Raw genomic sequence first — 19,646 nt, 5'->3', positions numbered from 1 at the left:
CGGGCAGACGCGGCTCGACGGTCACGAGCCGGGTGGTGGCGGGGGCAGGCCGGCGGCGAGGGCGGCGAACGCCTCGTCGACCAGGTCGGTGAGGGCGCGTTCGCCGCCGCTGCGGGCCCACTGGCCCATGCAGACGCGCAGCGCCGTGCCGGCGACGGCGGAGACCAGCGCCGGGTGGGGGTGGTCGGCGGGCAGGCCGAGCCGCGCGGCGAGCGCCTCGGCGATCACCCGTTCGTTCTCCACGCCGGCGCTGACCAGACGGGGCAGCAGGGTCGGGTTGCCCTCGACCACCCGCATCCGCAGGAACCACAGCTCACGGTGGGCCTGCATGTCGTCGAGCACCTCGGCCAGCGCCGCGTGCAGGGCGGCCAACGCGGGCGTCCGCGGGGGTACGGCGGCCAACCGTGCCACCAGGCGGGACCCGTCGACCACCTGGTCGCCGATGATCGCCTGGTCCTTGCCGGTGAAGTAGTTGAAGAACGTACGTGGCGAGACGCCGGCCGCCTCGCTGATCTCGTCCACGGTGACGTGGTCGATCCCCCGCTCGGCGACCATCTTCAGCGCGGTCATGCTCAACGCGGCCCGGGTCTGCCGTTTGCGACGGTCCCGACGCCCCTCCGTCGTGGTCACGGCCTGACGGTACGAGTGAAGTTGCAGGATCTGCAACTTCTTTGTTGCCCTGTGATCAGGATCGCATCCGGACCGTAGCCGTGACCTGCGACCATGGGCCCTCGCGCCCCCGGGCCGGTCAGCGTTTGCGGGCCACCCCGGACCAGTAGTAGACCGCCTCCGGGTCGACCGGCGGCGCGCCGTCGGGCCGCCAGGCGGGCACCGGCACGATCCCCGGGTCGACCAGCTCCCAGCCGTCGAAGAACCGCTCCACCTCGGCCCGGGTACGCGCCACCAGCGTCACCCCGTTCGCGGTCGCGGCGGCGACCGCCGCGGCCACCGCCTCGGGATTGAAGTCGGGCGTCGGGTGCGTGATCGCGAGGTAGCTGCCCGACGGCAGCGCGTCGGTCAGGGCACGCACCCTGCCGATCGGGTCGTCGGCCTCGCCGAGCAGCATCAGGATCGCGATCAGGGTGAGCGCCACCGGCTGCCCCAGGTCGAGCGTGCCGCGGCGGGTCACCTCGGCGAGGATCCGCTCCGGGTCGCGCAGGTCGGCGTGCACGTACTCGCTGCGCCCCGCCGGGTGGCTCATCATCAGCGCCCGGGCGTGCGCCAGCACGATCGGGTCGTTGTCGACGTACACCACCCGGGTCTCCGGGGCGATCGCCTGCGCGATCTCGTGCAGGTTGGGACGGGTGGGGATGCCCGTGCCGATGTCGAGGAACTGCCGGATCCCGGCCTCGGCGACCAGGTAGCGGGCGATGCGGTGGACCAGCCGCCGGTTCTCCGCGGCCATCATCCGCAGCGTCGGGATCGCCTCCAGCATCGCCGCGCCGGTGGCCCGGTCGACGGCGAAGTTGTCCTTGCCGCCCAGCCACCAGTCGTAGATCCGGGCGGAGTGGGGCACCGAGGTATCCACCCCGGACGGCGCGGAATCCGCGCGGGATCCGGCGTCACTGCGCGACACGGTCGCCTCCCCGGGGTCTCAGAACTGTCCTACGCAGACTAGAGGATCCTTCGCGGTCGGCTCCGCCCCGATCAGGGGTTTCACCAGGCGTGAGGTGATACCGGCGGGGAGTGCGCGCGTCGACGGCGGCGCGGGCCTGTCGTACCGACCCCCTACAGTTCCGCCCGTGCCAGTTGATCGTTGGTCCACCGCGCAGGTCCTCGCTCTCGCCCCCGACGCCTCCGCCGGCAAGGGCGCCCGCAGCGTCAGCGGCGCTGCCAAGTGGTCGGCGTCCGGGCTGACCGGCGAGGTGTTGTGGGGGCTGTGCAAGGGCAGCGGCAAGAACCCGTACCAGGTCTGTGTCGACCTGGCCGGTCCCGCGTACCGCTGCTCCTGCCCGAGCCGGAAATTTCCCTGTAAACACGCCCTGGGGTTGCTGCTGCTCTGGGCCGAGACCGGAGCGGGCGAGGCGGAGGCCCCGCCGTGGGTGACCGAGTGGCAGGCCGGCCGCGCGGCCCGCGCGGCCCGCGTGGCGACCCCCCGCTCCGCCGCCGGCCCGGCCGACGCGGCCGCCGCCGCGAAACGGGTCCAGCAACGCGCCACCCGGGTCGCCGCCGGCCTGGACGAGCTGCGCCGCTGGCTCGACGACCAGGCGGAGCAGGGGCTCGCCGTCACCGAGCAGGCCGGCCGGGGCCCGTTCGACGCGATGGCCGCCCGGTTGGTCGACGCCCAGGCCCCGGCCGTGGCCGGCACGGTACGCCGACTCGGGCGCGACGTCGGGGTGGGACCGCACTGGGCTGACCGCCTCCTCGGTGAGCTGGCCCTGATCCGGCTGCTGGTGACCGCCCACGACCGGCTCGACGCGCTCCCCGCCGACCTGGCCGCCACCGTGCGGTCCCGGGTCGGCTACCCGACCACCACCGAGGAGGTGCTGGCCACCCCGCCACTACGGGACCACTGGCAGGTGCTCGGTCAGGTCGACTCCGGCGACGACAAGGTCACCACCCGGCGGAGCTGGCTGCGCGGCGCGCGCAGCGGGCGGTTCGCGCTGGTGCTCGCGTTCGCCGCGCCGGGCCAGGCCTTCCCCGCCGACGTGGTGCCGGGCACCGAGATCGACGCCGACCTCTGCTTTTACCCGGGCGCGCTGCCGCTGCGGGCGCTGGTCGCCACCCGGCACGGCGCGCCGACCCCGTTGACGGCCCCGGCTGGCGCCGTCGACGTCCGCGCCGCGCTGGCCGGGTACGCCGCGGCGCTCGCCGCCGAGCCCTGGCGGGAGACGACGCCGGTGGTGCTGGCCGGGGTGACGCCGAGCCGCGGCGGGCACCTGGTCGACCGGGCCGGTGACGCGCTGCCGCTGCTCCCCGGGCACGACGAGCCGTGGTGGCTGCTGGCCGGCGCCGGTGGCCGGCCGGTCGACGTGGCCGCCGAGCTGGGCCCGAACGGCCTGCGTCCGCTGGCCGCCTGGTCGGACGGGCACTACCTGCCCGCCGCGGCCGGCGTGCCGGTCGGCGCGCGGGGACGCCACCGCCCGGAGCTGCCGACCGACCTGCTGTCGGCCGCGCTGGTGGGCACCGCCCGCCGGCCCTGGTCCGGGCCGGTCTCGGTCGCCGGGCGGCCGGTCGAGACCGGCGGGGACGGCCCCGGCGGGTTGCTGGAGGGGGCCGCCGTGGCGGTGGCGTACCGCCGGGCCGGGACCCGACCGGCAAGCGGGCGCACGCCGGTGCCCGCCGCGCCGGCCGAGTCGACGCCCGTGCTGTCGTCCGCGCCGACCGCCCGGCTGCGCCTGCTGCTGGCCGAGGGCGGCGCGCCCGGTGGCGCGCAGACCCAACAGGAGCTGCTCGCCGAGTGGCTGGGTCTGGCCGACCGGCACGGCGCGCTGGCGCCGGTCGACACGCTGCCGGCGCTGCTGGACGAGGGCCGGCGGGACCGCTCCCTGCGGCCCCTGGTGAGCCGGCTCGGCGGACGGCGGGGGCGCTGGCTCGCCGGGCTGCGCTCGGACTGGGGCTATCTGTGGGACGAAGCGCCCGCCGAGGATGCTCCGGCCGACGGGCGCGCGCCGGCCACCGCCGAGCCCCTGACCACCCTGCCCCCGACCGCTCCCGACGGCGGCACCGGGTCCGGCGGGGCGGGCGGCGACGAGTGGGAGACCGGCACCGCCGGTGAGCGGGTGGCGTACCTGACCCGGCTGCGTGGCCGTGCCCCGGACGCCGCCCGGGAGCTGCTGACCGCCGCTTTCGCCGGGGAGAACGCCACCGACCGGGCCCGGTTCGTGGCGGCGCTGGAGGTCGGCCTCTCCCCCGCCGACGAGCCGTTCCTGGAGAGGGCGCTGGACGACCGGCGACGGGAGGTCAGGGACGCCGCCCTGACGCTGCTGCGTCAGCTACCAGACTCGGCGTTGCGCCGCCGGACGACCCAGCGGGCGCTGGGCTGCGTCCGCCCGAGCCCGGACGGGCGGGGGTTGGTCGTCGAGGCACCGAAGGAGTGCGACCGGGCGATGCGCCGCGACGGCGTCGATCCGCAGCCGCCCCGGGGGGTCGGCGTCGGGGCCTGGCTGCTGATCGAGACCCTCGCCCACACCCCCCTGTCGACCTGGACGACCCTGCTCGGTCGGGACCCGGCGCAGGTCGTGGCGCTGCCGGTGGTCGACGACTGGGCGCCGGTCCTGCGCCAGGGGTGGGCCCGGGCCGCCGCCGAGCAACGCGACCCGGCCTGGGCGCAGGCGTTGGTCGACGCCGCCGGGACGGGCCGGGCGGGTGACCGGCAGTTGCCGGGCCAGGCATTGTGGCCGCTCTACGCGATCATGCCCGCCGGGCGGCTGGCCAAGATGATCACCCACGCCCTGCGGGGCGATCCGCACCGGGCCAACCAACTGCTCCGGCTGCACCCCGGCGACTGGTCCGACGAGCTGACCGGCGCCGTCGTCGACGCCATCGAGAACCGGGCCCGCGACAAGGGCAACCACTGGCACCTGACCGAGTTGTGCCGGCTCTGCGCCGTTCCGGCCGCGCCCGGCGCGGCCGGCCGCGTCCGGCAGCTCGCCGACGAGCTGGAGCAGACGGACGCCGAACCGACGGCGGTGCGCGCCGTGGCGCAACTAGCCGCCGTCCTCACCTTCCGATCCGAGATGCACAAGGAGTTCCGTTGACCGCGCTGCGACCGCACGCCGAACACCAGTACGCCGACGAGCTGGCCGCGCTGGCCGCCGCCGACGACCGGCCCCGCCCGCCCGGCTGGCGGCTCTCCCCACAGGCGGTGGTCACCTACCTGCTCGGCGACGGCGCGAAGATCACCCCGAAGTACGTGGGTCCGCGCCGACTGATGGAGATCGCGGTGGCGACGCTGGCCACCGACCGGGCGCTGCTCCTGCTCGGCGTGCCGGGCACCGCGAAGACCTGGGTCTCCGAGCACCTGGCCGCCGCGGTCAGCGGTGACTCGACGCTGCTGGTGCAGGGCACGGCAGGCACCGCCGAGGAGGCGATCCGCTACGGGTGGAACTACGCCCGGCTGCTCGCCGAGGGCCCGTCACCGGCGGCGCTGGTGCCGAGCCCGGTGATGCGGGCGATGGAGACCGGCACGATCGCCCGGGTCGAGGAGCTGACCCGGGTCCCGTCCGACGTCCAGGACACCCTCATCACCATCCTGTCGGAGAAGACCCTGCCGGTGCCGGAGCTGACCAGCGAGGTGCAGGCGCAGCGCGGTTTCAACGTCATCGCCACCGCCAACGACCGGGACCGCGGCGTCAACGAGCTGTCCAGCGCGCTGCGCCGCCGCTTCAACACGGTGGTGCTGCCGGTGCCCGCCTCCGCCGAGGAGGAGGTCGACATCGTGACCCGGCGGGTGGCGCAGCTCGGCCGCTCGCTCGACCTGCCCGAGGTGCCGACCGCGGTGGAGGAGATCCGCCGGGTCGTCACGATCTTCCGGGAGCTGCGCGGCGGCCTGACCGAGGACGGCCGCACCAAGTTGAAGTCACCGACCGGCACCCTCTCCACCGCCGAGGCGATCTCGGTGCTCACCAACGGCATGGCGCTCGCCGCGCACTTCGGCGACGGGGTGCTCCGTCCCGCCGACGTGGCCGCCGGCATCGTCGGCGCGGTGATCAAGGATCCGGTCTCCGACGCGGTGGTGTGGCGGGAGTACCTGGAGACGGTCGTCCGGGAACGCGAGGAGTGGCGGGCCTTCTACCGCGCCGCCCGCGATGCCTGAGCAGCTCTACGGCATCCGCCACCACGGTCCCGGCTCGGCCCGGGCCGTGGTGGCGGCCCTGGCCGCGCAACGCCCCGACATCCTGCTGGTGGAGGGCCCGCCGGAGGCCGAGGACCTGCTGCGCTGGGTGGCCGACGAACGGCTCGAACCACCGGTGGCCCTGCTCGGGTACGCCACCGACGATCCCCGGCGGGCCGGCTTCTGGCCGTTCGCCGTGTTCTCCCCGGAGTGGCAGGCGATCCGCTGGGCGGCGCGCCACGACGTGCCGGTGCGCTTCTTCGACCTGCCGTACGCGTACCGGCTCGGCGCGGCCGACGACGCCCGGGGGGCGGACGTCGCGCCCGGGCCGGTCGGCGGCCCCGAAGCCGACAGCCCACCCACGAGCGGCCCGGCGGGAGACGGGGCGTCGACCGACAGCCCCACCGGGGCGGGGTCGCCGACCGACGACCCGGCCGGTGGTGGAGCCGCCGGCCCGGCCACGGGCGGGGCCGACCCGGAGACCCCGCGCCGGCCGGTGGACCCGATCGGCGAGCTGGCCGCCGCGGCCGGCTACGACGACCCGGAGCGCTGGTGGGAGGACGTCGTCGAGCACCGGGGCGCCCCGGCGTTCCCGGCGATCGCCGAGGCGATGGCGGCGATCCGCGAGAGCTCCGTGGAGGATCCCGACGACCTGCTCCGCGAGGCGCACATGCGCACCGTGCTGCGACAGGTCCGCCGTACCCACGACGACATCGCGGTGGTCTGCGGCGCGTGGCACGTGCCGGCGCTGGCCCGGAAGGTGCCGGCCAGCGCCGACGCGGCGCTGCTGAAGGGCCGACGGAAGGCCAAGGTGACCTTCACCTGGGTGCCGTGGACGTACGGGCGGTTGGCCTCCTGGCAGGGTTACGCCGCCGGGGTGCGCTCCCCCGGCTGGTACCACCACCTGTTCACCTCCGGTGACGAGGTGGTGGCCCGGTGGCTGGTCGCCGCCGCCGGAGTGCTGCGCGACGAGGGGGTGCCGGCGTCGTCCGCGCACGTCATCGAGGCCACCCGGCTGGCCGAGACGCTGGCCACCCTGCGGGGGCGGCCACTGGCCGGGCTGACCGAGCTGACCGACGCCAGCGGTTCGGTGCTCTGCGAGGGCGATCCGCTGCGGCTGGAGCTGATCGGCCGGCGGCTGGTGGTCGGCGAACGGCTCGGCGCGGTCCCCGAGGACATGCCGGCGGTGCCGCTGGCCCGCGACCTCGCCGCCCAGCAGAAGAGCCTGCGGCTCAAGCCGGAGGCGCTGGACCGGGAGGTGGATCTCGACCTGCGCCAGGACGTCCACCTCGGGCGCAGCCGGCTGCTGCACCGGCTGCGGGTGCTGGGGGTGCCGTGGGGGGAGCCGGACGCCCGGCGGCGCGGCTCCGGCACCTTCCGGGAGCAGTGGCGGCTCCGGTGGCAGCCCGAGTTCGCGGTCCGGCTGGTCGAGGCGAGCGCCCACGGCACCACGGTGGCCTCCGCCGCGACCGCGGCGGTGGCCGCCTCGGCCCGCGCCGCCGGTAGCCTCGCCGAGGTCACCGCCCTGGTGGAGGTCTGCCTGCTGGCCGACCTGGGCGACGCCTACCCGCCGGTGCTGCGGGCCCTGGACACCCGGGCCGCGCTGGACAGCGACGTGGCCCACCTGATGGCGGCGGTGCCGGCGTTGGTCCGCACGTTGCGTTACGGGGACGTGCGGCGCAGCGAGCTGGGCGGGCTGACCGAGGTCACCGCCGGGCTGCTGGCCCGGATCCGGGCCGGGCTGCCGGCCGCGGTCAACGGCCTGTCCGGCGACGCGGCCCGGGAGCTGCGGACGCATCTCGACGCCGTGCACGCCGCGGTCAACCTGCTCGACGACGACGAGCAGGGCCGCTGGCTGGACACTCTCGCCTCGGTCGCCGACCGGGACGGGCTGCCCGGCCTGCTCGCCGGTCGGCTGGTCCGGCTGCTGTACGACGCCGGCCGGTTGGAACGCGCCGAGGTACGCCGCCGGATGGGTCTGCCGCTGACCACGGGCGTGACCCCGGCCGACGGCGCCGCCTGGGTCGAGGGCTTCCTCGGCGGCGGGGGGCTGCTGCTGGTGCACGACGACGCCCTGCTCACGCTGGTGGACGAGTGGTTGACCGGCATTCCCGCCGACTCGTTCACCGAGGTCCTGCCGCTGCTGCGGCGCACCTTCGGCGGTTTCGCCGCCGGCGAGCGGCGGTCCATCGCCGACCGGGTCACCGCCGACGGTCGGGGTGGCGACGACGACCGGTCGGGGCCCGCCGCGGCGGCGATCGGCCTCGACCTCGACCACGACCGGGCGGCGGCGGTCCTGCCCACGCTCGGCGCCCTGCTCGGACGGGAGATCAGGTGACCACGTCCACGGAGACCGGTGACACGCCCCGGCGGACCACCGACGACGCGCGCCGGGAACGGCTGCGCCGGTGGCGGCTGGTGCTCGGCGGCCCCGCCGACGCGGCCTGCGGTGGCCTCGGCAAGGGCGACGCCACCATGGACGCGGCGTTGGCCGCGCTCTACGACGGGGGAGACGACAGCCCGGGCGACGGGTCCCGCCGCTCGGCCGGGTTGGGCGGCTCCGCTCCCCGGGTGGCCCGTTGGCTGGGCGACATCCGGACGTACTTCCCGTCGACGGTGGTGCAGGTCATGCAGGCCGACGCCATCGAACGGCTCCGCCTCGACCGGCTGCTGCTGGAGCCGGAGATGCTGGCCGCCGTCGAGCCGGACGTACACCTGGTCGGCACGTTGCTGTCGTTGAACCGGGTGATGCCGGAGCGGACCAAGGACGCCGCCCGTCAGGTGGTCCGCCGGGTGGTGGCGGAGTTGGAGCAGCGGATCGCGCAACAGACCCGGGCGGCGGTGACCGGCGCGCTCAACCGGGCCACCCGGATCAACCGCCCCCGGCACGCCGACATCGACTGGGACCGCACGATCCGCGCCAACCTCAAGCACTACCAGCAGGAGCACCGTACGGTGATCCCGGAGCGCCTGGTCGGGTACGGGCGACGCGCCAGCGCCGTGCAGCGGGACGTGGTGCTCTGCGTCGACCAGTCCGGCTCGATGGCCGCCTCGGTGGTCTATTCGGGGGTGTTCGCCGCGGTGCTGGCCTCGATGCGGTCGCTGCGTACCTCGCTGGTGGTCTTCGACACCGCGGTCGTGGACCTCACCGACCAGCTCAGCGACCCGGTCGAGGTGCTCTTCGGCACCCAACTCGGCGGCGGCACCGACATCAACCGGGCGATCGGCTACAGCCAGCAGTTGATCACCCGTCCCCGGGACAGCATCTTCGTCCTGATCAGCGACCTCTACGAGGGCGGGGTACGGGAGCAGATGCTGCGCCGGGTGGCCGAGATGACCGCCGCCGGAGTGCAGGTGGTCGTGCTGCTGGCGCTCTCCGACGAGGGCGCTCCGGCGTACGACCGGACGAACGCGGCGGCGCTGGCCGCCCTCGGGGTGCCCGCCTTCGCCTGCACCCCGGACGCCTTCCCGGACCTGATGGCCGCGGCCATCGAACGGCGTGACCTGGTGGCCTTCGCCGAGCGCTTCGCCGACCGGTGACCGCTCGGGCGGTCGGGCGGTCGGGCGGTCGGGCGGGACGGCGACCGGCGCCCCGCCCGGCCGCAGGCCGACGGCGGCCCCCCGGTCCGACGCGTAGAACCGGCAGGCCCCGGTGGACCGGCGGGTCTGGCGGTCAGGCCGGCGGCGACGGCTCGTCGGCCTGCGCCGGGGTCACGGCGTCCACCGTCCGGAACACCGGCACCGAGCGGGCCGCCGCGAGGTAGGGGGTCCCCTCGGTGTACCCGGTGCCCGTGCGCTCCCCGAGCATCCGGACGGCCAGCCGGTGGTGGGTGCGCCGCCAGGTCAGCAGCGCCTCGGCGAAGCCGCGCATCCGGCCGGCGACCAGGGCCCGGCCCGTCCGGTCGAGCAGTCCGCCGTCCACCGCCCGCCGGTACGCCTCGTCGAGGGTCGGTTGCCCGCCCAGCACCCGACGGCGCACCGGTGGGGCGGACCGGTAGGCCGCGCCGTCCAGCCGATCCGCGTCCGGGGTACGGCACAGCGACTCCACCAGCTTGTAGTTGTGCGACTGGATGGCGCTGGCTCCCTCGGTGTACGCCCGGAACGTCCGGAACGAGTCGGGCTGCATGGTGGCCGTCAGGGAGAACAGCGTCGCCGAGCCGGTCAACGCCTCGGTCGCCCCGGTCAGCCGGTCGGCGGCTGTGACGGCGTCCCCGCCGGCCAGCGCCCTGCGGGCCGCCCGCAGCAGGACGGCCAGCAACGCGAAAGTCGACTCGTACGCCTGGAGTACCCGGATGAACAGGTACTCGTCGTGGATGACGTACACCGGCAACATGGACAGCCGCAGGTCGAGCCGTTCCGGGGCGGTGGGCTCGACCGCCGCGCAGAGTTCCGCGGCGGACGTCACCGGGTCGGTCGCGGTGAGCGTGGCGCCCGGGCTCAACCGGGCCAGGGCCGGACGGGCGGCCCGTACCGCCAGACGCAGCCGCCGGGCCAACCGGTCCTGGTCGGGCCGTTGCATCGGCAACAGTCCGGTGGCCCCGGTGTCGGCGGCCAACTCGAAACGGAGCAGGTCGGTCAGCAGGAGCAGGACGCGTCGGTCCCGGTGCCTGGCGGCCTCGTCGGGGGTCAGGTCGGCCGGCGCGGCGAGGATCGGCAGGCCAAGGTAGGTGTGGTAGTCGTACCGACCGTCCCACTTGTCCAGGGCGCAGTCCAGGAACCGCCGCAGCCGGGGCATGCCCGGTCGGGTTCCGGCCGGCAGCCTCGCCCGGGCGTGGTCGAGGACGGCCAACGAGTCCTTGGCCACGAAGTGTTTTCCGACCTGGAGAAATTCGGCGAGCACCGCCGAGTAGGGAAATTCGACCGGATCGACATCGGTGGTCAGCCACCGTTCCACGTCGCGCACCAACGTCACCTCGTGATCGACCACGGGCCGTTCGAGCCCGCCGGGCAGGACCGCGTACCTTCGCTCCGGCAGTGTGGACACCTGCCGGAGGTGACTCGGAGACAAAGCACCGTAGGCCGTTGGGCAGCGCTATCCAGCCGGCCGTTGCACCGATCCCTTTCGCGACGGGCACGGCCCGCCGGACGGACCGCGCATCGAGCCGATGAAATCAGACCGAAGTCGGACTTCCAACGACGAGACAACTTACCGATCGGCAGATCAGCGCGCAAGAACGTCAATCGACGGATTGGCTAATACGCCCGTTATGAATACCTCGAACATGGCTCGGCATCACGGTTCGCCGTCAATGTCCCGTTGGTTCGGCGGATGGTCGGCGCGCCCGTCCAAGATCGACGGTCGGGCGGGTAGGCGGCCTACGTCCACCCCGACGGTCAGGTGGCGGCGACCGACGCGTGTGCGCGCTCGACGATCGGGCAGGCGGCAGCCGCCCGCCTCCGCCGGCGGGCGGGCCGGGTCAGTCAGTCTCCGCCGCCGGGCGGGCCGGGTCGGTCAGTCGCGCAGCAGGTCGGCGTGCGCGGCACGCAGTCGGGCCAGCGCCGGGTCGCTGCCCGGAGCGACCCGCCGGTCGAGCTCGGCCCAGACCTCGGCGAGCGCCTCGGTGACGGCCCGCAGCTCGGCGGCGTGCCGGCGGGCGCCGCGCTGGTGGGACTCGTCGAGCCGGCGGGCCCAGCCGGCGCTGACCGCCGCCACGCGTTCGGCGTCGGCGCGGGCCTGCGCCCCGCTGCGGGCCGCGGCGGCCGGCACGATGGCGGCCACCGGGCGGGGGTCGCCGTCGCGGGTGAGCACGGTGACGGTGTCGGTCAGCTCGGCCATCGCGACGAGCTGGGTCAGCCGGGTGCGGGCCTCACGCAGCGGGAGGGTGCGCGGCTGATCGTGAAGGTGGGTCACAGCGGAAACAGCCATACCGACATGGTGCGACCGGGGTACGACATTTAACCGCGTGAGTGCCGTCGGGTCGGCGGACCGACTTCCGGTTTGGGCGGTGACGATCGAGGAAAGGGTGGACCGCATGAACTGGGCACGTCGAGCCGTACCCGCGGTCACCGCCGCGCTGGCGGCGCTGGCCGCACGCGACCTCCTCCAGCGTGACCACGCGCTGCTGCGCAACTTCCCCGTGCTGGGCCACGCCCGCTACCTGCTGGAGTCGATCGGGCCGGAACTGCGGCAGTACATCGTCGCCGGCAACGACGAGGAGCGGCCCTTCACCCGGGACCAGCGGCGCTGGGTGTACGCGTCGGCGAAGCGGGAGAACAACTACTTCGGGTTCGGCACCGACAACGACATCGAGCACACCTCCGGCTATCCGATCATCAAACACCGCACCTTCGGTCGGGCCGTCCCGCCGTCGAGCCCGACCGCCGGGCACGACGTGTGGCTGCCCTGCGCGAAGGTGCTCGGCGGGGCCAGGGGCCGCAAGGGCGCGTTCCGCCCCGACTCGGTGGTGAACATCTCCGGAATGAGCTTCGGCTCGTTGTCCGGCAACGCGGTCGAGGCGCTCAACCGGGGCGCGGCGCTGGCCGGCTGCCTGCACAACACGGGCGAGGGCGGGTTGTCGCCGTACCACCGGCGGGGCGGTGAGCTGGTCTTCCAGCTCGGCACCTCGTACTTCGGCTGCCGGGACGAGCAGGGACGGTTCAGCCTCGACCGGCTGAAGGACGTGGTGGCGGACGCGCCGGTGCGCGCGCTGGAGATCAAGCTCAGCCAGGGCGCGAAGCCCAGCCTGGGCGGATTGCTGCCGGCGGCCAAGGTGTCGGCGGAGATCGCCGCCACCCGGGGCATCCCGGTGGGACGGGACTGCGTCAGCCCGTCCCGGCACGCCGAGTTCTCCGACTGCGACAGCCTTCTCGACTGGGTGGAGCTGCTCGCCGCCGAGACGGGCCTGCCGGTCGGCATCAAGTCCGCTGTCGGTGATCTGGACTTCTGGGAGGAACTGACCGACCTGATGCGGGACACCGGGCGCGGCGTCGACTTCGTGACGATCGACGGGGGCGAGGCGGGCACCGGGGCCGCGCCGTTGATCTTCACCGACTCGGTGTCGCTCCCCTTCCAGCAGGGTTTCACCCGGGTCTACCGGACGTTCGCCGAGCGCGGCCTGCACGAGCAGGTGGTCTTCGTCGGCGCGGGCAAGCTCGGCCTGCCGGACAACGCGATCGTCGCCTTCGCGCTCGGCTGCGACATGGTCAACGTCGGGCGGGAGGCGATGCTGGCGATCGGCTGCATCCAGGCCCAGAAGTGCCACACCGACACCTGCCCGACCGGTGTCGCCACCCAGAGCCCGTGGCTCGCCCGGGGTCTGGACCCGGCCCGCAAGTCGGTCCGGGCCGCCAACTACGTACGGACGCTGCGGCGGGACCTGATGAAGGTGGCCGAGGCGTGCGGGGTCGAGCATCCGGGGCTGATCGAGTCCAGCGCGGTGGAGCTGGTCGACGGCCGCACCTCGGCCACTCCCCTGCCCGAGGTGTACGGCTACCGGCCGGAGTGGGGACTGCCGTCGGCCGCCGACCGGGCCGAGATCATCCGGCTGATGACCGCCGAGGCGCCGCAGGGCGGCACCGCGCCACCGTCGGCCACCGCGCGCCGCTGACCGGTGCGGGCGGGCTCCGGTGGGGGCCGTCCGCGTTCGCGGAGGACCCCCACCAGGGTCAGCCCGCCTGCAGGGTCACGTCGTCGACCACGAAGCTGGTCTGCAACGACGCGTCCTCCGTGGCGGTCAGGGTGAGGGTGACGGTCTGCCCGGCGTACGCGGCCACGTCGAACGTCCGGGCCACGTAGCCGCTGCCGGCGTTCAGGTTCGAGTACGTCGCCAGCGTCGCGCCGCCCAGCGTCACGGTGAGCCGGTCGTACACCCGGCTGGTGGTCGTCTCGGCGGTGTCGATCCGCAGGTGCAGCTCCAGGGTGTAGCTGGCGCAGTCGGTCGGCAGGGTGACCGACTGGGACAGCGTCTCGGTGCCGGTCCTGCCGTTGCCGCCCAGCCACGCCTTGTACGAGCCGGTGCGGGCCGGCCGGGACGTCGAACTGGTGATCACGCCGGTGGTGCCGGTCCACGGGGTCGTGCCGGACTCGAAGGAGCTGTTGCCGACGAGCTGTCCGCCGACGCAGGCGCCGGGCGTGCCGCTGCCCACGGCGAGCTGCCAGATGGCGTACGCGACGCCGTCGGCGCTGCGGTTCAGGTGGGTGGCGCTGATGTTGCCGGTGGTGTCGCAGGACCGGTGGTAGCAGGGGTCGTACGACGATCCGGCGGCGCCGCCCCACTTGGCGGCCTGCGCGCTGGTCTTGCGGGCGCTGGCCCCGGCGGCGTAGCCGGAGGTGGGGATGCCGGCCTGTTGGAAGGGGTAGTCGTCGGAGCGGCCCTGCCCCTCGACGTTCTCCTCGGGCCCGATGCCGAGGGAGTCCCAGTACGCCTTGAGCGGCGCGGCGGTGGTGGAGGTGAGCCGGTTGATGAAGTAGCCGCCGTTGGTGGAGCCGACCATGTCGAAGTTGTAGTAGCCCTTGAGGTACCCGCGCTGGGTGGCGCTGAGCGAGTTGACGTAGAACTTCGAGCCGTTGAGGCCCTGCTCCTCGTCGGTCCACCAGGCGAACCGTACCCGCTTGGTGATCGTCGCCGGCCGCTGCGCGGCGAGCGCCAGCGCGTTCTCCAGCAGGACCGCCGAGCCGGAGGCGTTGTCGTTGATGCCGGGGCCGGCGGAGACGCCGTCGAGGTGGGCGCCGAACATGACCACCTGGTCGGCGGGGCCGGCCGGCCATTCGGCGATCAGGTTGTTCGACCGGTACACGCAGCTCGTGCAGGTCTGCTCGGTCACCGTGTAGCCGGCTGCCTGGAGCTTGGCCCTGACGTACGCGACGGAGGCGGTGTGGCCGGCCGATCCGGCGCGGCGGTGGCCGCCGTTGCCGGTGGCGATGGTCTGGAACTGGGTGAGATGCGCCTGGACGTTCGACACGGCGATGTCCGGGGCGGCGAGGGCGGTGGGCGGGGCCGCCACGACGGTCCGGGCCGGCGCGGACGCGGCGGCCAACCCGACGGGTGGCACGGTCAGCGCGACGCCGACGGCGAGGGCGACGGCCGTGGTCAGCGTTCTACCTGTCATGGGGCCTCCTGACGCGGATGTGCCAAAACACTGACATGTGTCGATGCCTCGGTCAATCGGCCGGACGCCCGGAGGCCGGGACCGCCTGTCGACCCGGGCGACCCGCACCCCTCGGGCCGGCCCGGCCTAGACTGACGGCATGGGTCTCCCGCCCGGAGTGATCGGCCGGACACCGCAGCCGACGACGTACCGGCACGTCTGCTGGCGTTACGACGACCCGTCGGCCCTGCACGACGCCGTCGCGCACTTCCTGGCCGGCGGGCTCGCCGCCGGTCACCAGGTCTGGTATGTCGCCCCCGGCTCGAACCCGGTAGGTGACCGGCTGCGTGCGACCGGCGAGTTCCAGGACGCGCTGCGCCGGGGGGCCGCCCGGTTCGTGGCCGTCGAGTCGGCCTACGGCGCCGACGAGGTCGTCGACCCCGCCAGCCAGGTCTCCGCGTACGCGGCGGCGACCGAGGCGGCGCTGGCCGCCGGCTACTCCGGGCTACGGGTGGCCGCCGACGCGACCCCGCTGGTACGCACCCCGGCCCAACTCGACGCCTTCGCCCGCTACGAGCACCTCGTCGACCGCTACATGCGCGGCTGGCCGATGTCGGCGATGTGCGTGTACGACCGGCGCGCCCTCGGCGACCGCGCCATCGCCGACCTCGCCTGCCTGCACCCCGAGACGAACGCGGAGGACGTCCGCTTCCGGTTGCAGGCCGGCGCGTTGGGCGACGGGCACACCGTGCTCGCCGGTGAGCTGGACATCTCCCACCACGAGGTCTTCCTGGCCACGTTGGCCCGCGCCGACCCCCGCCCGGTCGACGGCCGGCTGGTCGTGGAGGCCACCGACCTGCGTTTCATCGACCACCGCTGCCTGATCCGGCTGTACGAGCACGCCCACGCCCGGGGCGCGGAGAGCGTCCTGCTCCGCACCGCCCGACCAGCGCTGGCCCGGCTGGCCGCGCTGCTCGACCTGCCCGGCCTGCACGTGGAGGTGAGCCGGTGAGAACGGGCGCCGCCGCCGGTCACGTCGGCTACTTCCACGAGGCGGTCTGCTACGACTCCGACGACGAGCTGCTGGCCGTGGTGCTGCCGTTCCTGCTCGGCGGGGTCGAGGCGGGCGAGCCCACGTTCGTGTCCTTCGGGGAGCCGCACGCCGCCCTGGTCCGGTCGGCGCTGCCCGCCGGCACGGCGGTGCGGTTCCTCACCGGCGGCGACGTCTACGCCCGACCGGCCGGCGCGATCCGGTCGTACCGACGCCTGCTCGCCGAGCAGGTCACCGCCGGCGCCGGGCAGATCCGGATCGTCGGCGAGATGCCACCGGCCGCCCTGGGCGTGACCTGGGACTGGTGGGCCCGGTACGAGTCGGCCATCAACCACGCGTACGACGAGTTCCCGCTGTGGAGCATGTGCGCGTACGACCGGCGGACCACCCCGGCCCCGGTGCTCGCGGACGTCCTGCGGACCCACCCCCGGGTCGCCCTGCCGGACGGCCGGCGGCTGCCGAGCCAGACGTACACCGAGCCGCCGGTCTACCTGGCCGAGCCCCGTCCGGCTCTGCCGGATCCGATCCAGCACGCCACGCCGACGGTCGAGCTGACCGACCCGACCGCGGTGCAGACCCGCGCGGCCGTCCGCGCCGCCTACCACGGTCAGGTCTCCGCCGACGAGGTCGAGGACCTGGTCGTGGCGGTCAGCGAGACGGTGACCAACGCGCTGCGGCACGGTCGTCCGCCGATCCGGTTCCGGCTCTGGAGCGGCCCGGACCGCATCGTGGTGGCGGTCAGCGACGGCGGCGACGGGCCGAAGGACCCGTACGCCGGGCTGCTCCCCGCCGGCAGCGGCGTCGCCGGCGGGCTCGGTCTGTGGATCGTCCACCAGTCCTGCGACCACGTGACGATGCACCGGGGCGTGGAAGGCTTCACGATCCGGCTGACCACCGGCAACCCGCACGGCGCCGCCTGACCCGCCCCTGCCCCACCCCGACCAGCGCCGCCCGACCAGGACGGCCGTGGAAGCGCCAGGGACGGTCGGGCGCTGCCCGTCGGTCGGTTCTGTCATCATCGTCTGCGATGACCGCCGTACCGCCCGCCGCGTCCACCCCGGCAGCCCCGCCCGCAGCCCCGCCCACGGTGGCCGCCGCGCCCGGCCGGGGGGCGACGCTGGAGGCGGTGCTGGAGCGGATCACCTACGTCAACGAGGAGACCGGCTACACGATCGCCCGGGTGGCGACCGACCGCTCCGGGACGGACCTGCTGACGGTGGTCGGCGCGCTGCCCGGCGTGCAGCCCGGGGAGCGGCTACGGCTGGTCGGACGCTGGGGCTCACACCCGAAGTACGGCCGGCAGTTCGAGGCGCACGGTTGCACCAGCGTGCTGCCTGCCACCGTGCAGGGCATCGAACGGTATCTCGGCTCCGGCCTGATCAGGGGGATCGGGCCGAAGATGGCCGCCCGGATCGTGGCGGCGTTCGGGGCGCAGACCCTGGACGTCATCGAGCACGAGCCGGGCCGCCTCGTCGAGGTGCACGGCCTGGGCCGCAAGCGCACCGCGGCGATCGGCGCGGCCTGGCAGGAGCAGAAGGCCATCAAGGAGGTGATGGTCTTCCTCCAGGGCGTCGGGGTGTCCACCTCGCACGCCGTACGCATCTACAAGCAGTACGCCGACAGCGCGATCTCGGTGGTGCGGCACGAGCCGTACCGGCTGGCGGCCGACGTGTGGGGCATCGGCTTCAAGACCGCCGACAGCATCGCCCGGGCGGTGGGCATCCCGCACGACAGCCCGCAGCGGGTGCAGGCCGGCATCCGGCACACCCTCTCCGAGGCGGCCGACGACGGGCACTGCTACCTGCCCGAACCGAACCTCGTCGCCGACGCCGCCGGCATCCTGGAGGTGCCGGCGGCACTGGTCGCCGACTGCCTGGCCACGCTGGTCGCGGAGGAGGGCGTGGTCCGCGAGGCGGTGCCGAACCCGACGACAGAGGGCGGGGTCATCCCGGCGGTGTACCTGGTCCCGTTCCACCGCGCCGAGTCCGCGCTGGCCGGCAGCCTGCTCCGGTTACTGCGCGACCCCGCCGACCGGATGCCGGCGTTCGCCGGGGTGGACTGGGGGCGGGCGCTGGCCTGGCTGCGGGCCCGCACCGGCGCGGAGCTGGCCCCGGAGCAGGAGCAGGCGGTGAAGCTCGCGCTGACCGCGAAGGTGGCCGTGCTCACCGGCGGACCGGGCTGCGGCAAGTCCTTCACGGTCCGGTCGATAATCGAGCTGGCGGCGGCGAAACGGGCGAGGATCGTGTTGGCCGCGCCGACCGGCCGGGCCGCCAAACGACTGACCGAGCTGACCGGCCAGCCGGCCACCACCGTGCACCGGCTGCTCCAGCTGCGCCCCGGTGGAGACGCCAGCTTCGACCGGGACAATCCCCTCGACGCCGACCTGGTGGTGGTGGACGAGGCGTCCATGCTCGACCTGATCCTGGCAAACAAGCTGGTCAAGGCGGTGCCGCCGGGGGCGCGGCTGCTGCTGGTCGGCGACGTCGACCAGTTGCCGTCGGTGGGCGCCGGCGAGGTGCTGCGGGACGTGCTCGCGGCGGAGACGGTGCCCCGGGTCCGGCTGACCCGGATCTTCCGGCAGGCGCAGGAGTCGGGTGTGGTGGTCAACGCGCACCGGATCAACGCCGGTCAGCCGCCCGTGTTCGACCGGTACCCGGACTTCTTCCTCTTCCCCAGCGACGAGCCGGAGGTCACCGCCGAGCAGGTGGTGGAGATCGTCTCCCGGCGTATCCCCCGTCGGTTCGGCCTGCGTCCGCGCGACATCCAGGTGCTCACCCCGATGCACCGGGGCCCGGCCGGCGCGGGGAACCTCAACGCGCTGTTGCAGCAGGCGCTCGCCCCACACCGGGAGGGCGCCCCGGAACGGCGGCACGGCTCCCGGGTGTTCCGGGTCGGCGACAAGGTCATCCAGATCCGCAACAACTACGACAAGGGCGCGGCCGGGGTCTTCAACGGCACCGTCGGCATGGTGACCGGCATCGACCCGGACGAGCAGACGCTCACCGTACGCACCGACGAGGACGAGGACGTCGGGTACGACTTCCACGAGCTCGACGAGTTGCAGCACGCGTACGCGATCACGGTGCACCGGTCGCAGGGCAGCGAGTACCCGGCGGTGGTGGTGCCGGTGACCATGGGCTCGTACCTGATGCTGCAGCGAAACCTGCTCTACACCGCCGTCACCCGGGCCCGGAAGCTGGTCGTGCTGGCCGGCTCGCGTCGGGCCCTGGCGGTCGCCGTGCGGACGGCGGGCGCCGGTCGGCGGCACACCGCGCTGACCCACCGGATCAGCGGCGACCGGCCGCCGCGTCCAACCGGGTCACGACCCGGCTGGTGAGACGGCCCAGGGTACGCAGCTCGTCCCGGTCGAGGTGGTCGAGGAAGAACGCCCGGACGGCGGCCACGTGGCCGGGGGCGGCGGCCTCGATGGCGGCCCGACCGGCGGCGGTGAGCACCACGAACGCTCCCCGCCGGTCGCTGGGGCACTCCTCCCGCTCGACCAGGCCCCGACGTTGCATCCGGCTGAGGTGGTGGGACAGCCGGCTCTGCTCCCAGTCGAGCAGCTCCTGCAGGGCGTAGGGGCGCAGCCGGTCGTCCGGACTCTCGCTGAGCTGCACGAGGACCTCGTAGTCGGCGAGGGACAGGCCGGACTCCTGCTGCAACTGCCGCCCCAGGTGCGCGGTCAACCGGCTCTGCAACCGGAGCCAGGCCCGCCAGGCGTGCTGTTCGTCGTCGTCGAGCCATCGGGTCATGCCTCCACCCTACCAGTGATGGATGACACATCATGTACGG

At 74.3% G+C, this 19,646-nt stretch carries 14 protein-coding genes; 8 read left to right on the top strand and 6 right to left on the bottom strand.

Annotation, left to right across the window (positions count from 1 at the left end):
- Nucleotides 1-21: 21 nt before the first annotated feature.
- Nucleotides 22-630 carry a TetR family transcriptional regulator gene (locus O7606_RS04845; RefSeq protein ID WP_281597822.1) on the bottom strand — a complete coding sequence of 203 codons (609 nt, stop codon included), beginning with the start codon at nucleotides 628-630 and terminating at the stop codon, nucleotides 22-24.
- 118 nt (nucleotides 631-748) lie between these two features.
- The gene (locus O7606_RS04840; RefSeq protein WP_281597821.1) at nucleotides 749-1,576 is read right to left on the bottom strand and encodes an SAM-dependent methyltransferase; all 828 of its coding nucleotides are present in this window, start codon (nucleotides 1,574-1,576) and stop codon (nucleotides 749-751) included.
- 166 nt (nucleotides 1,577-1,742) lie between these two features.
- Between O7606_RS04840 and O7606_RS04835 the strand changes: the two genes are divergently transcribed.
- The 4 genes from O7606_RS04835 to O7606_RS04820 are packed head-to-tail and all read left to right on the top strand — an operon-like array spanning nucleotide 1,743 to nucleotide 9,316.
- On the top strand, nucleotides 1,743-4,700 hold the full coding sequence (locus tag O7606_RS04835) for an SWIM zinc finger family protein (protein WP_281597820.1): 2,958 nt from the start codon (nucleotides 1,743-1,745) through the stop codon (nucleotides 4,698-4,700).
- Nucleotides 4,697-5,758, top strand: coding sequence for an AAA family ATPase (locus O7606_RS04830; protein ID WP_281597819.1), 1,062 nt, complete (start codon nucleotides 4,697-4,699; stop codon nucleotides 5,756-5,758). Before O7606_RS04835 ends, O7606_RS04830 begins: the two co-directional genes overlap by 4 nt.
- Entirely contained in the window at nucleotides 5,751-8,114 is a 2,364-nt protein-coding gene (locus O7606_RS04825; RefSeq protein ID WP_281597818.1) for a DUF5682 family protein, read from the top strand. The genes O7606_RS04830 and O7606_RS04825 overlap by 8 nt, the downstream gene beginning before the upstream one ends.
- Nucleotides 8,111-9,316: a VWA domain-containing protein gene (locus O7606_RS04820; RefSeq protein ID WP_281597817.1), complete on the top strand. Its 1,206-nt coding sequence runs from the start codon at nucleotides 8,111-8,113 to the stop codon at nucleotides 9,314-9,316. The genes O7606_RS04825 and O7606_RS04820 overlap by 4 nt, the downstream gene beginning before the upstream one ends.
- A 133-nt stretch (nucleotides 9,317-9,449) precedes the next feature.
- On the opposite strand, the gene O7606_RS04815 is transcribed toward O7606_RS04820, so the two are convergent.
- Entirely contained in the window at nucleotides 9,450-10,688 is a 1,239-nt protein-coding gene (locus O7606_RS04815) for a tryptophan 2,3-dioxygenase family protein (protein ID WP_348651154.1), read from the bottom strand.
- A gap of 540 nt (nucleotides 10,689-11,228) precedes the next feature.
- Nucleotides 11,229-11,642 (bottom strand): type II toxin-antitoxin system Phd/YefM family antitoxin, encoded by a 414-nt coding sequence (locus O7606_RS04810; RefSeq protein ID WP_281597815.1) that lies wholly within the window; start codon nucleotides 11,640-11,642, stop codon nucleotides 11,229-11,231.
- A gap of 106 nt (nucleotides 11,643-11,748) precedes the next feature.
- Here O7606_RS04810 and O7606_RS04805 point away from each other — a divergent pair, with 106 nt between their 5' ends.
- Nucleotides 11,749-13,323 (top strand): FMN-binding glutamate synthase family protein, encoded by a 1,575-nt coding sequence (locus O7606_RS04805; RefSeq protein ID WP_281597814.1) that lies wholly within the window; start codon nucleotides 11,749-11,751, stop codon nucleotides 13,321-13,323.
- A 58-nt stretch (nucleotides 13,324-13,381) separates the two neighbouring features.
- On the opposite strand, the gene O7606_RS04800 is transcribed toward O7606_RS04805, so the two are convergent.
- Nucleotides 13,382-14,824 (bottom strand): M28 family metallopeptidase, encoded by a 1,443-nt coding sequence (locus O7606_RS04800; protein ID WP_281597813.1) that lies wholly within the window; start codon nucleotides 14,822-14,824, stop codon nucleotides 13,382-13,384.
- A gap of 139 nt (nucleotides 14,825-14,963) precedes the next feature.
- On the opposite strand from O7606_RS04800, the gene O7606_RS04795 reads away from it, so the two are divergent.
- The 3 genes from O7606_RS04795 (at nucleotide 14,964) to O7606_RS04785 (ending at nucleotide 19,191) form a co-directional block, all read left to right on the top strand.
- Entirely contained in the window at nucleotides 14,964-15,815 is an 852-nt protein-coding gene (locus O7606_RS04795) for an MEDS domain-containing protein (protein ID WP_281597812.1), read from the top strand.
- Nucleotides 15,812-16,774, top strand: coding sequence for an anti-sigma factor RsbA family regulatory protein (locus tag O7606_RS04790; RefSeq protein ID WP_281597811.1), 963 nt, complete (start codon nucleotides 15,812-15,814; stop codon nucleotides 16,772-16,774). Before O7606_RS04795 ends, O7606_RS04790 begins: the two co-directional genes overlap by 4 nt.
- Nucleotides 16,775-16,881: 107 nt before the next feature.
- Nucleotides 16,882-19,191, top strand: coding sequence for an ATP-dependent RecD-like DNA helicase (locus O7606_RS04785; RefSeq protein ID WP_281597810.1), 2,310 nt, complete (start codon nucleotides 16,882-16,884; stop codon nucleotides 19,189-19,191).
- On the opposite strand, the gene O7606_RS04780 is transcribed toward O7606_RS04785, so the two are convergent.
- Nucleotides 19,142-19,606 carry a MarR family transcriptional regulator gene (locus O7606_RS04780; protein ID WP_281597809.1) on the bottom strand — a complete coding sequence of 155 codons (465 nt, stop codon included), beginning with the start codon at nucleotides 19,604-19,606 and terminating at the stop codon, nucleotides 19,142-19,144. The two genes, O7606_RS04785 and O7606_RS04780, sit on opposite strands and share 50 nt — an antisense overlap.
- Nucleotides 19,607-19,646: the final 40 nt, after the last annotated feature.

This window comes from Micromonospora sp. WMMD882 (assembly GCF_027497255.1).
Taxonomy (GTDB): Bacteria; Actinomycetota; Actinomycetes; order Mycobacteriales; family Micromonosporaceae; genus Micromonospora.
Note: the sequence above shows the minus strand (reverse complement) of the source record. Positions and strands in the feature narration are given on the sequence as shown.